Origin of the sequence: Yonghaparkia sp. Root332 (assembly GCF_001425665.1) — a bacterium.
Classification (GTDB): Bacteria; Actinomycetota; Actinomycetes; order Actinomycetales; family Microbacteriaceae; genus Microcella.
Genome location: NZ_LMCX01000001.1, coordinates 690,569 through 702,890, shown reverse-complemented (window position 1 = coordinate 702,890; position 12,322 = coordinate 690,569). Strand labels below are relative to the sequence as shown.

Below are 12,322 nucleotides of genomic sequence, written 5' to 3'. Positions count from 1 at the left end.
TTCACTATGGTCTGGACGCCGAACAGCCCCTACAACGATCTGCCGGATCTGCCTCCGCCGATCGATGTCGAGTCAAAGCGCATCCTCAAGCAGGTCGCAGAGGCGAGAGCCGCTCTTGCCTCGCTCGACCAGGCGGCTCGACGCATCCCGAACCCGAGGGTTCTGCTCAACTCCATTCCACTTCTCGAAGCGCAGGCGAGCTCTGAGATCGAGAACATCGTCACAACCGCCGACGAACTCTTCGCGGCCGATCAGCTCGACGAGGATTCGACGCGACCCGAGGCGAAGGAAGCGCTCCGATACCGCGTGGCGCTGCTCGACGGAGTTCGCAGAGTTCGTGATAGACCACTGTCGGCGACGACGTTGATCACCATCTGCTCCACCCTTCAGGCCCGCGAGATGAGGGTGAGAGACCTTCCGGGGACGTTCATCGGAAATCCGGCCACCCGCGAGGCGATCTATACACCTCCCGATGGCCAGCGCCTCCTCATGGAGCGGTTGGATGCGTGGGCGCGCTTCGTCCACACCTCGACCGCCCTCGATCCGCTCGTCGTCATGGCGCTTGCTCACTATCAATTCGAAGCAATCAACCCGTTCTCGGACGGCAACGGGCGTACTGGACGGATTGTCAACATCCTTCTTCTCATCGACCGTGGGCTGCTGAGCGAGCCGATCCTGTACCTCTCTCGCTACATCGTCCAGAACAAGGCGGAGTACTACCGGCTGCTTCTCGCCGTGACCGCCGAGGCGGCATGGGAGGACTGGGTCGAGTTCATGCTGGAAGGTATTCGGCAGACCGCTCTTTCGACGATTGAGAAGATCGACGATATCCAGGCGCTCTATCGCGAGATGCAGGGGGAACTGCGGGCCGTGCTCCCCAGTGGAGCGAACGCGGACCTTCTGGACGTGCTGTTCGAGCAGCCCTACTGCCGGATCACGACGGTCATGGAGAGATGCGACGTCACGCGACCGACGGCGACAAAGTGGCTCAAGATCCTGACCGAGGCCGAGGTTCTCATCTCCGTCAAGGCCGGCAGAAGCCTCGTCTTCATCAACCGCACGTTCTTCTCCCTTTTGACTCGCGCTGAGCGAGCGCCGGAGCCCGCGCCCACACTCTTCTAGGCTCGACGTACCGCCGCACTCCAGGAGGAGCATCCATGCAGTTCTGCGCGTTCACCGAGCCCCAGCAGGGCGCCGACTACGAGACGCAGCTCGCCCACGCGCAGCGCGCCGAGGCGCTCGGCTTCGACGGCTGGTTCCGCTCGGACCACTACCACGTCATGGGCGACGGCGACGGGCTGCCCGGCCCGACCGACGCGTGGACGACGCTAGCCGGCCTCGCGCGCGAGACCTCCCGGGTGCGGCTCGGCACGCTCGTGTCGTCGGCGACGTACCGGGTGCCTGGCATCCTCGCCATCCAGGTCGCGCAGGTCGATGGCATGTCGGGCGGCCGCGTCGAGCTCGGCCTCGGCACCGGCTGGTTCGCGAAGGAGCACGCGGCCTACGGCATCCCCTTCCCCGAGAAGCGATTCGGGATGCTCGAGGAGCAGCTCGCGATCGTGACGGGCCTCTGGGCCACCCCCGACGGCGCCACGTTCTCGTTCGAGGGCGACCACTACTCGCTGCTCGACGCGCCCGCACTGCCGAAGCCCGCGCAGCGACAGATCCCCGTCATCGTGGGAGGCGGCGGCCCCCGCCGCACCCCCCAGCTCGCCGCCCGCTACGCGACCGAGTTCAACATCGGCTTCGTCGACGAGGCGACGGTCGCCTCGACGTTCGCCAACGTGCGCTCGGTGTGCCTCGAGGAGGAGCGCGATCCCGACACGCTCGAGCTGTCGGTCGCGCTGCCGACGATCGTCGCGGAGGACGCGGCGACGCTCCGCCGGCGCTGCGAGGCCGTCGGCATCGACCCGGAGTCGCCGCACGACGCCCGTCTGGTCGGCACGCCCGACGAGGTCGCCGCGAAGACCGAGCGGCTGCGGGGCCTGGGCGCATCCCGCATCTACCTGCAGACCGTCGACATGACCGACCTCGACCACCTCGACCTCATCGCCCGCGACGTCATCGCGCGCGTGCGCTGACCGGCGCCGTCACCACAGGAGCAGCCCATGACCCGCACCTTCGGCCACGCCATCGACTGGATGCGCGCCCGCGTCGACTCCGGCCAGCTGCCCACGGGCGTGCTCGGCGTGTGCTCGGCCGACGGGGTGCTCGCACTCGAGGCGTTCGGCTCCGACGGCGGCCGCACCGCGACCGTCGACGACCGCTACGCCCTCTACTCGGTCACGAAGCCGCTCACGGGCCTCACGATCGCGCGCGCGATCGAGCGCGGTCTGCTGACGAGCGAGACCCCGCTGCGGGATGCCCTGCCGCAGGCCCCCGCGGGCGCCGCGACCCTCGGCCGGCTGCTGAGCCACACCTCCGGCATCGTCGACCACGAGCTCGGCGGCGGCTCGGGCGGGCCGGCGTCGCTGCGGGAGGCGCTCGCGACCGCGCTGCTCGAATCGGTGCCGGGCACAGTGCGCCGCTACAACAACCTCGCCTTCGAGGGCGCCGTCGCCATCCTCGAGCACGCGACGGGCGCCGAGTTCGTCGACCTCTTCACCGAGATGGCGGATGCGGCCGGCGCCGGCACGCTCTCGTTCGACCCGGCGGACGCGCACGAGATCCACGACGCCGACCTCGCCGGCCACGACCCGTCGCTCGTGTTCGCCGCCCGCCACCCGGCGGCCGGCGCGGTCGGAACGGTGCACGACCTCTTGGCGATCGGGCAGTCGCTGCTCGCCGGTGACGGGCGCGTGGTGGCGCCCATCACCCTCGGAGCGATGCTGCGGCCGCGCACCTCGGGCCTGCCGGTGCTCGACGAGGACCCGATCAAGCGCTTCGAGGACTTCGGTCTCTCCTGGAACCTGCCGCACCGACCGGGGCTCCTCGACCACTCGCTGTTCGGCCACACGGGCTGGACGGGCACGCAGTTCTGGATGTCGCGCGACGCCGGCCTGTGCGTCGTGGCGCTCACCAACCGCCTCGACTCGTGGCGGCCCGAGGTCGGCGTCGACTGGGACCAGCTGCTCAACGCGGTGATGAGCGCACGATGACCGCCTCAGCCGATGGTCCGCGCACGCACGTCGTCGTGCTGCCGGGCGGCGGCTATGCGCGCCTCGCCCCGCACGAGGGCGAGCCCGTCGCCGAGTGGCTGCGCGGACTCGGGCTCGAGGCGAGCGTGCTCGAGTACCCGGTGCGGACGCGGCACCCGGGGCCGTTCCACGCGGTGCGGCGGCACATCGGCGAGCTGCGGGCGCACGGTGTGGAGCGCATCGGGGTCGTCGGGTTCTCCGCCGGCGGGCACCTCGCCGGGCACGCCGCGGTCAGCGGGCTCGTCGACGCGGCCGTGCTCGGCTACCCCGTCGTGTCGATGCAGCTGCCGACCCACCGCGGCTCGCGCGAGCAGCTGATCGGCCTGCGCGCCTGGCCGTGGGCGCGCCGCGCTCTGTCGATCGACCGGCTCGTGACGCGGGGAGCGCCGCCGATGTTCATCTGGCACACCGCGGCCGACGAGCCCGTGCCCGTCGAGCACAGCTACCTGCTCGGGCGGGCGCTCGCCGCGCACGACGTGCCGCACGCGCTGCACGTCTACCCGCGCGGCCGGCACGGGCTCGGGCTCGTCGACGGCATCGACGGCGAGGAGGAGGCCGGGATCGCCCGGAACTGGACGCGCGACTGCGCGGAGTGGCTGCGCGAGCTCGGCTGGATCGACTAGCGGCGCACTGACCCGGGCGCCGTCGGGGCGGGGTGCCGAGCATCCGTCGCCCTGATGACGATGACGGATGCCCACACCAGCGCGACGCCGACGACGCACCCGATGACCAGCAGCGTGAGGCCCGCGGCGCCCGCGCTGATGCCGACGCCGACGAGCGCGTAGGTGACGGTCGCGGCGTAGACGATCGACGCGCGCGATCCGAGCACGAACGCGACCGCGAGTCCGCTCGCGGCGAGCAGCACGAGCAGCTGCCAGGTCTGACCCCACGCGGTGTCGACGGGCGCGCCCGACCCCTGCACGACCGTGCCGATCTGCACGAAGAACGCCATCGACGTCCAGCCCGAGTAGGTGCCGAGGAGGCCGTAGAGCAGGCCGCGCTCGAGCGGGTTCCAGGCGGCGAGCTCGTCGCGGGCGCGAACCACGCGCGTCCAGGCGACGACGTGCGCGCTGATGATCACGATGAACACGACGAGGCCGAGCGGGTTGTCCTGCCCGAGCGCGGCGGTCGCGAGCCACAGGCCGAAGCACGCGAAGACGACGCCCAGCGGCCCGGCGACGCGGTCGCGGATGCTCGGCAGCGCGGTGAGCGTCGACGGCCGGGCCTGCGCGAGCGCGTAGGCGAGGCTCAGCAGGATGATCACGCCCCAGATCGCGAACCAGGCCCCGGGCGGGACGAGCGGAGAGAACTCCGCCCCCGACTGCAGCGTCGTCGGTGAGAGCCAGTCGAACACGAGCGACGACACGGGCTGGCCGACCGCGAGGACGACGAGGAGGGAGCGGAGGAGCATCCGCCGCTTCTCATCGGTGCCGCGCGTCGTGCGGGGCGGGATCGACACCGATCCGGTGTCGGTCAGGGATGCTGTGCGCACGGTCCAGAGACCTCCTCCACGACCGCACGGGAGCCTCGCGCGCCTCGCACGAGCTTCGTGCTCCGCCGGCGCGCGGTCGTTGCACGGCCAGGGTAGACCCGCGGCGCACAGGTCGCACGACCCCTGTCGGGGTGTCGGATCGCGGGTCGGACTGAGGTCAGCCGGCGAGTCGCTCGGCCATCAGGGCGCGCAGCTGCTCGCGGCTCGGCCGGCCGCGGAGCCCCGCCTCGGTCAGGTAGACGCGGCACGCGAGCTCGCCCGTCGGTTCGCCGTGCGGGAACGGGTCGTCGCCATCGAGGAGGATCGTCGGCGAGCCCGCGAAGCCCGCGGCGAGCGCCTCGTTCCCGGTCGTCACGCGTCGCACGACGACGGCGAGGTCGGCGCGGCCCAGCTCGGAGAGCACGGCGCGGAGGTCCTCCGCGGTCTCCGCCCAGTTCGGGCACTCGTCGATGTGCACGACCTCGATGGTGATCTGAGCGGTCACGGCTGCTCCTCCCTCTCACGACTCATTCGGACGTTCGTCTCTCTGCGCCGCGATCCACTCGAGCGCGGCGGCCGCGCGACGCAGGATCGAGATGTGGCCGTCGTCGGGCGTGAGATCGATGACGGCGTGCGGGATGCTCCGCGCGAGCTGCGCGGAGTGCGCGGCCGGCACCATCCGATCGAGGCCGCCGTGCACGAGCCGCACGGGCGAGCGGATGCTGCTCGGCGCGAAGCCCAAGTCGCGGACGTACGCGAGGTCGTCGTCGATGAGCGGGGCGGGGCCGGCGGCGAGGGCGGGGCGGACGACCTCCATGATCCAGCCCCACTCGCCGTCGAAGGCCGCGCCGTCGGCGGCGATGAAGCCCATGTCGCCCTCGTGCTCGACCGACTCGTACTCCTCCTTCGCCGCGCGACCCGCGACGGCGGCGCGCAGCGAGGCGGCGCCGAGATCGCTGAACCCGGCGAACCAGTCGGCGTCGCGCGTGGGGTCGTAGGGGGCGAGGCCGGAGATGCTGACCGCCGCGACGACGCGATCGGGAAGGAGCGCGGCGCAGGCGAGGGCGTGCGGGCCGCCGCCGGAGTGGCCGAGGACGGCGAAGGGGCGGCCCGGCCGCGCGCCGGCCGCGTCGGGGGCATCGAGCGCGTCGACGACGTCCGCGGTGTCGGCCCCCGCGCTCGCTACGGTGCGATCGGGGCGCGGAGTCGAGCCGCCGTAGCCGGGCCGGTCGTACCCGACCAGTCGCAGGCCCAGCCGGTCGGCGTGGTCGAGGAGGGGCCGCGGCGGCGTGCCGATGTTCGGGGTTCCGTGGTGCCAGACGACGGGCAGGGCGTGCGCGCCGCCGGTGCCGGAGTCGTATGCGTGCAGGACGCCGCCCCCGATCGTCACGTCGAACTCGCGCATGCTCAGACTCCCGTCTACGACCAGGCCGGCGCGCGGCCGTCGTCGTCGGTCGGCAGAGCGAGGCCCGCGTAACGAAGCCCGTCGTCGACGAGCTCGACGCGCTCGAGGCCGGCGACCTCGTCGAGGGCGAACCAGCGCACGTCGTCGGTCGTGCCCTCCTGCTCGACGGCGAGCGCGCCACCGACGATCGTGCAGCGGTAGACGATGCGCAGCCCCTGCAGGTCGCGGCCGGGGCCGGGGATCCGCTTCGCGCCCGGGATGATGATCGACCCGACGCCGAGGATCCCGTCGACGCGCACGTCGAAGCCCGTCTCCTCCTTCACCTCGCGCACGACCGTCTGCTCGGGGTGCTCGCCCGGCTCCATGCCGCCGCCCGGGAGGGTCCAACCGCCGTAGGCGCCCTCGCGCCAGTGGGCGAGCAGCACACCGCGCTCGTCGTGGACGATGCCGTAGCAGCCGACGCGCAGGTCGACGCCGGCGAGGGCCGCGGCGGGGAGGTCGGTGGGCTCGACGTCGGGCGCGTCGCGATCAGAGGGTGCGGCGCTCACGGCAGCGGCCCCAGCAGGTCGGCCGCGACCGTCGCGTGCACGCTCTCCGGGTCGCTCGGGTGGTAGATGCCGGCGAGCACGTCGCGCTGCAGGCGGCTGAGCTCGTCGCCCGCGCGATAGGCCCCACCCCCGGCGATGTGCATGCACTGGTCGACGACCTCGCGCGCGGTGACGACGGCGCGCTGCTTGAGCCCCGCCAGGTCGCGGAACCACCGCGCACCCCGGTCGAGACCCGCGTCGCGATCGCGGCAGACGGCCTCGATCTGCGGGGCCAGCGCGTCGAGCGCGAGCGCGGCATCCGCCACCCGCCATCGGATGTCGGGGTCGGCCGACTGGGGCGCTCCCCCGTTCTTGAGGCTCGTGCGCCGGTGGGCGGACTCGACGGCGAGCTCGAGGGCGCGGTCGGCGAGCCCGGCGTAGACGGCGGCCATGAGGGTGAGGAAGTTCGCCGAGATCGCGAGGAGGAACGGGTCGAGCGTGGGGCCGACGGGCAGGATGCGCGACACGCGCTCGTCCGGGATGAACGCCGCGTCGAGCCGGGTCGTCCAGCTCTGGGTCGCTCGCATGCCGAGCGAATCCCAGTCGGGGGTGAGCGCGATGCCGGGTGCGGGGTGCAGCTCGAGGCGGTCGGGGGTCGAGACCGGGGATTCGCGCAGGAGGAAGCCGTGGACGATCGCGGGATCGGCGTCGGCGGGGTCGTGACGGCCGAGCACGCCGAGCCTCGTCCACGCCGGGCTCAGGCTCGTGATGATCTTCGTGCCGGTGAACGACCAGCCGGCGCCGGAGCCGTCTGGTGCACCGGGCACGCGGTCGACGCGCGTCACCGAGTCGGTCATGACGCGGTCGTTGCCGGCCTCGCTGATCGCGAAGGCGAAGAGCTCGCCCGCCTCGCAGTCGCGCGCGACCCACGCGAGGCTGTCGTCGCCGGCGGCGGCGAGGTCGCGGGCGACGCCCATCCAGACCAGGTGCATGGTCATGCCGAGCGCCGTCGCGGGAGCGTGCGCGGCGAGCATCCGCTGGTCGCGGGCCGCGGCCGTGAGGCTGCGCGGTCGGAGGTACCCGGCCTCGCGCAGCGCGGTCAGGTCGTCGAAGAAGAACGAGTTGCGAGCGTCGTGGTCGGGGGCGCGATCGCGGATGCCGTGCAGGAGCTCGGGGGACAGCACGGTCTGCTCGCTCACCGGGCCAGGCTACGCCCGACTCCCGACGGTCGGCCGGGAGCGGTGGGGAGAACGACGAGACCTCACGATGTCGCCGGCCAGGAGTAGCATCCGCGCATGCCGTTCATCGAGGCGAGCGACCTCGTCAAGACCTACACCCCGAAGGGCGCCCCGGTCGTGCGCGCGCTCGACGGGCTGTCGCTGCAGGTGCCGCAGGGCACCGTCACCGCCCTGCTCGGCCCCAACGGCGCCGGCAAGACGACCACCGTCAAGGTGCTCACGACGCTCATCAGCCCCGACTCCGGCTCGGCGGTCATCGACGGCGTCGACGTGCTCGCCGACCCCGAGCGGGTGCGGCGCATGATCGGCGCGAGCGGCCAGTACGCCGCCGTCGACGAGAACCTCACGGGCTTCGAGAACCTCGAGATGGTGGGCCGGCTCTACCACCTGGGCGCGAAGCGGGCGAAGCAGCGGGCGCGCGAGCTCATCGAGCTCTTCGACCTCGTCGAGGCGCAGAACCGCGTGGTCAAGGGCTTCTCCGGCGGCATGCGCCGGCGCATCGACCTCGCGGGCGCGCTCGTCATCAACCCGCCGGTGCTCTTCCTCGACGAGCCGACCACGGGCCTCGACCCGCGCAGCCGACTGGCGCTGTGGGATGTCATCGAGAGCCTCGTGAGCGGCGGGACGACCGTGCTCCTCACCACGCAGTACCTGGAGGAGGCCGATCGTCTCGCCGACTCGATCTCGGTCATCGACGAGGGCCGCGTGATCGCCGAGGGCACCGCCGACGAGCTCAAGGCGTCGGTCGGCGGGCAGCGCGTCGCGCTCACGCTCGTCGAGGCCGACGAGACGGAGGTCGTGCGCGGCATCCTCCAGCGCTACGGCGCGGGCGAGGCGGTGCCGTCGAACGAGGGCAAGACCTGGGTCGTGCCCGTCGAGGACGGCCCGACCGCCCTCAGCCGCATCGTCGGCGAGGTGACCGCCGCGGGCATCGCCCTCCACGACGCGGGCATGCGACGACCCACGCTCGACGACGTCTTCCTTCAGCTCACCGGGCACGCGGCGGAGGATCCGGGCGAGGGCGGGAAGGGGGCGGCATGAGCACCGTGAGATCGAGCGGGACGGCCGGCTCGACGGGCGGGCTCGGCGCGCGCGGAGCATCCGCGACCCTGCAACCGGAGCCGGGGACGGCGATCGGGAGGTTCCTCAGCGACGGGTGGGTCGCCACGCGCCGCAACCTCATGAAGATCATCCGGGTGCCCGACATCCTCGTGTTCACGCTGCTGCAGCCGATCATGTTCGTACTGCTGTTCACCTTCGTCTTCGGCGCCGCGATCGACGTGCCCGGCGGGTACACGTCGTTCCTCATGGCGGGCATCTTCGCCCAGACCGTCGTGTTCGGCTCGACCTACTCGGGCTCGGCGATGGCGCAGGACCTCAAGGACGGCATCATCGACCGCTTCCGCACCCTGCCGATGAGCGGTGCGGCCGTGCTCGTCGGGCGCACCAACGGCGACCTCGTCATCAACGGGCTGTCGATGCTCGTCATGATGGGCACCGGCTTCATCGTCGGCTGGCGCGTCGAGTCGTCGCTCGGGGGGTTCCTCGCCGGGGTCGCGCTCCTGCTGCTGTTCGCCTACGCGTTCTCATGGCTCATGGCCTTCCTCGGCATGAGCGTGCGCAGCCCCGAGATCATCAACAACGTGTCGTTCCTCGTGCTCTTCCCTCTCACGTTCATCTCGAACGCGTTCGTGCCCACCGAGAACCTCCCCACCCCGCTGCGGATCTTCTCGGAGTGGAACCCCGTCTCGGCGCTCGTGCAGTCGGCGCGCGAGCTGTTCGGCAACGTGCCCGCGGGAACGCCCGTCGGCGACGCGTGGACGGCCCAGAATCCCATCCTCACCGTGCTCATCGGCATCGCGGTGCTGCTGCTCGTGTTCGTGCCGCTGTCGATCGCGAAGTTCGCGGCGCTCGGGAAGAAGTAGGGGCGCGGCCTAGGAGGGAATTTCGTCCGGCAACTCCCCGGAATTGCGCTTCCTCGGCTTCAGCAGACTGGCGACACTCTTGATCTTTGAGAGCGCCTGCGGTTCGTCGGGGATTCCGTCGCCGTCCAGGTCGACGCTTCGGAACGGTCGAGAAACAGTGCCCGCGGCCACGGCCATTCCCGCCCCTGCTGCCGCCACGCCGGACGACACTCCGACTCGAACCGTCCCGGCTGCGTCGACGAACCAAGTGCCCGTTGCTCGCGCGGCGTCCTCGAGCGCAGCGATGGCTCGATTTCCTTCACCGTCGTCATCGCCGACGGCTTTGGCTGCCTCGAGGGCGAGATGCGCCGGAAATTCCTCCGGCGGCTCTGCGAATGCTCTCCTCGACTCCTCGATGACATCCCTACCGAATACGAAGCGCGTCACTCCCCCTGCGAGCGCCCAGACTCCGTATTCGACAGCTGCTCTCTGCTTTCCGGACAAGTTCTCCTGCACTCCCTGAAGCTCGCCCGTCTGGATGGTGCGAACGAGGTTTTGGGCCGCCCCGCCGGGAAGAGCGTCGGCGAGCGTGCTCGCCCAATGGGACCAATCGTCCTTTCCCGCGCTGATTCGACGGCTCGTCTCGATAACCCCGGTTGTACCGGAATCGGCGACATCGGAGGCCATCTGAGCAATCTGATTACTGTTCACCCGCCCATTGGTGAGCCCGTAGACGAGAGCGTGCGATTGATCCTGATCAAGCGTCATCCCGTGGATATCGGCGAGCCCAAGAGCGAAGACAGCAGTGATCTCGAACTGGAGTTGCTCGTCCCCCGCTGGGAGCAGGGCCGCAGCCTGTTTCGCACCGGACTTCGCGGCGCCGAGGGCCAAATTCTTCGCCGCGACCTTCACAGCTTCCTTCCCCGCCTTCTTCGCGGCCTGCTGGCCAGCACTCTTCACTCCTACTGCCGCCGCGCCCGCCACCGGGATGAGCGCAATTCCGACATCGGCTGCGATCGCACCGGCCGCGATCATCGCTCCCGCCGCACTAATCGATGTGCGGTAGTGACGCTCCAGCATGGCGATCACTTCAGTGGGAGTCGCCTCCGGATTGCGCCGCCTGAGCCGCAAGACATACCGACGAGCGATCGAGTGCCGAGCACTAACGGCTTTCGCGATTTCCCCTGCTGCCTCGTCGGGGGGCAGCTCGGTTTCGAGTCGGACGATCTCGACGTCAGTCATTTGAGTTCCTCGCTCTCGGCCGAGATGGGCAACCTATTGCCGCCCGGGACGCGTCGCCGAATAGACACTCATTGTTGTTGGTGACCGCCGACAATCGCAGTCGGCACGAGGACTTCTTGTATTTCCAACCCCGCGGGGCGGCTCAGTCGGCGAGCGCCGCCGCGAGCGCCCGGATGCCCCGCTCGACCTCCGCGAAGCTCGTACTCAGCGGCGACAGCCCGACGCGCACCCCGCTCGGGTGCCGGAAATCGGGAATGACGCCCTCGGCCCAGAGCCGCTCGACGGCCCGCCGAGCGTTGGGGTGGTCGACCGTGATGTGGCCCCCGCGACGCGCGGGATCGCGCGGCGAGGCGACCACGGCATCCGGGATCAGAGCGTCGACGAGCGCGATCGCGTACTCGGTGAGCGAGACCGACTTCGCCCGGACCGCGGGCATGCCGGCCGCCTCGATCTCGTCGAGCATGTGGGCGATCGGCTGCATGCCGATGATGGGCGGGGTTCCGCTGACGAGGCGACGGATGCCCGGCGCGGGCTCGAACCCGGCCGTCATGCTGAACGGCTCGGCCGCGCCCAGCCACCCGGGGATCGGGTTGCGCAGCTGCGCCTGGTGCCGCGCGGCGACGTAGGCCCAGGCGGGGGCGCCCGGGCCTCCGTTGAGGTACTTGTACGAGCATCCGACCGCCATGTCGACGCCCCACGCGTCGAGCTCGAGCGGGACCGAGCCGACAGCGTGCGAGCAGTCCCAGATGACGAGCGCGCCGTGGGCCTGCACGACGCCCGTGACGGCGGCCATGTCGGCCCACCACGCGCTGCGGTAGGCGACGCCGCCGAGGAGGGCCGCGATCGTGCGCTCGCTCACGACCTCGGCCGCGAGCTCGGGGGTGATGCCACCGTCGTGCGCGGTGTCGACCCAGCGCACCGTGAGCCCGTGGTCGTCGGCGAGACGCTCGACGATGAATCGGTCGGTCGGGAACTCGTCGCGCGCGATCACGAGCTCCGTCCTCCCGGGGCGCGCGGCGATCGCGGCGCGCAGCAGCTTGAAGATGAGCACCGTGGTCGAATCGGCGACGATCGTCTGACCGGATGCGGCGCCCAGGCACGCGGCGCCGATGCGGTCGCCGAGGCGCTCGCCCAGCGACAGCCAGCCCTCGTCCCAGCCGCGGATCAGTCGCCCGGCCCACTGCGTGCGCACGAAGTCGGGCAGCGCGTCGAGCGTCGCCCGCAGCGGCCTCCCGAGCGAGTTGCCGTCGAGGTAGGCGACGAGGTCGTCGCCCGGCACGAAGCGGTCGACGACCGCGGCGAGCGGGTCGGCGGCGTCGAGCGCGGCGGGGTCGGGCAGGGGCGCGGCCGGGTTCGGGAGGGGCGCGGCGTCAGTCACCCGGTCAGCCTAGGCTCGCG

13 protein-coding genes are annotated in these 12,322 nt (G+C 71.3%); 6 read left to right on the top strand and 7 right to left on the bottom strand.

Going from position 1 to position 12,322, the window contains the following annotated elements; genetic code table 11:
- Positions 1-6: 6 nt before the first annotated feature.
- From ASC54_RS03345 to ASC54_RS03330, 4 genes are read left to right on the top strand one after another with little or no spacing between them, the layout of a single operon-like run.
- On the top strand, positions 7-1,122 hold the full coding sequence (locus ASC54_RS03345; protein ID WP_055896665.1) for a Fic family protein: 1,116 nt from the start codon (positions 7-9) through the stop codon (positions 1,120-1,122).
- Between the two features lie 35 nt (positions 1,123-1,157).
- Complete coding sequence (locus ASC54_RS03340) at positions 1,158-2,081, top strand: LLM class F420-dependent oxidoreductase (RefSeq protein WP_055896661.1); 924 nt, start codon at positions 1,158-1,160, stop codon at positions 2,079-2,081.
- A gap of 27 nt (positions 2,082-2,108) precedes the next feature.
- Positions 2,109-3,098 (top strand): serine hydrolase, encoded by a 990-nt coding sequence (locus ASC54_RS03335; protein ID WP_055896659.1) that lies wholly within the window; start codon positions 2,109-2,111, stop codon positions 3,096-3,098.
- The gene (locus ASC54_RS03330) at positions 3,095-3,760 is read left to right on the top strand and encodes an alpha/beta hydrolase (RefSeq protein ID WP_055896656.1); all 666 of its coding nucleotides are present in this window, start codon (positions 3,095-3,097) and stop codon (positions 3,758-3,760) included. The genes ASC54_RS03335 and ASC54_RS03330 overlap by 4 nt, the downstream gene beginning before the upstream one ends.
- Here the strand turns inward: ASC54_RS03330 and ASC54_RS03325 are convergent.
- The 5 genes from ASC54_RS03325 to ASC54_RS03305 all read right to left on the bottom strand — a co-directional run bounded on the left by ASC54_RS03325 (position 3,757) and on the right by ASC54_RS03305 (position 7,739).
- On the bottom strand, positions 3,757-4,629 hold the full coding sequence (locus tag ASC54_RS03325) for a hypothetical protein (protein ID WP_055896654.1): 873 nt from the start codon (positions 4,627-4,629) through the stop codon (positions 3,757-3,759). The genes ASC54_RS03330 and ASC54_RS03325 overlap by 4 nt on opposite strands.
- A gap of 157 nt (positions 4,630-4,786) precedes the next feature.
- On the bottom strand, positions 4,787-5,113 hold the full coding sequence (locus ASC54_RS03320) for a DUF2703 domain-containing protein (protein WP_235451371.1): 327 nt from the start codon (positions 5,111-5,113) through the stop codon (positions 4,787-4,789).
- Positions 5,114-5,128: 15 nt separating this feature from the next.
- Positions 5,129-6,013: an alpha/beta fold hydrolase gene (locus ASC54_RS03315; protein ID WP_055896651.1), complete on the bottom strand. Its 885-nt coding sequence runs from the start codon at positions 6,011-6,013 to the stop codon at positions 5,129-5,131.
- Positions 6,014-6,027: 14 nt separating this feature from the next.
- Positions 6,028-6,561: an NUDIX domain-containing protein gene (locus ASC54_RS03310; protein ID WP_156376709.1), complete on the bottom strand. Its 534-nt coding sequence runs from the start codon at positions 6,559-6,561 to the stop codon at positions 6,028-6,030.
- Positions 6,558-7,739: an acyl-CoA dehydrogenase family protein gene (locus ASC54_RS03305; RefSeq protein ID WP_055896648.1), complete on the bottom strand. Its 1,182-nt coding sequence runs from the start codon at positions 7,737-7,739 to the stop codon at positions 6,558-6,560. Before ASC54_RS03305 ends, ASC54_RS03310 begins: the two co-directional genes overlap by 4 nt.
- Before the next feature lie 96 nt (positions 7,740-7,835).
- On the opposite strand from ASC54_RS03305, the gene ASC54_RS03300 reads away from it, so the two are divergent.
- Both ASC54_RS03300 and ASC54_RS03295 read left to right on the top strand, forming a co-directional pair.
- The gene (locus ASC54_RS03300; protein WP_055896645.1) at positions 7,836-8,819 is read left to right on the top strand and encodes an ATP-binding cassette domain-containing protein; all 984 of its coding nucleotides are present in this window, start codon (positions 7,836-7,838) and stop codon (positions 8,817-8,819) included.
- Positions 8,816-9,703 (top strand): ABC transporter permease, encoded by an 888-nt coding sequence (locus ASC54_RS03295; RefSeq protein WP_082514814.1) that lies wholly within the window; start codon positions 8,816-8,818, stop codon positions 9,701-9,703. The genes ASC54_RS03300 and ASC54_RS03295 overlap by 4 nt, the downstream gene beginning before the upstream one ends.
- 9 nt (positions 9,704-9,712) lie before the next feature.
- Here ASC54_RS03295 and ASC54_RS03290 read toward each other — a convergent pair whose 3' ends face one another.
- Positions 9,713-10,924 carry a hypothetical protein gene (locus ASC54_RS03290; protein WP_055896642.1) on the bottom strand — a complete coding sequence of 404 codons (1,212 nt, stop codon included), beginning with the start codon at positions 10,922-10,924 and terminating at the stop codon, positions 9,713-9,715.
- 142 nt (positions 10,925-11,066) lie between these two features.
- A complete protein-coding gene (locus ASC54_RS03285) occupies positions 11,067-12,302 on the bottom strand; it encodes a kynureninase (protein WP_055896639.1) in 1,236 nt (411 codons plus the stop codon).
- Between the last annotated feature and the right edge of the window lie 20 nt (positions 12,303-12,322).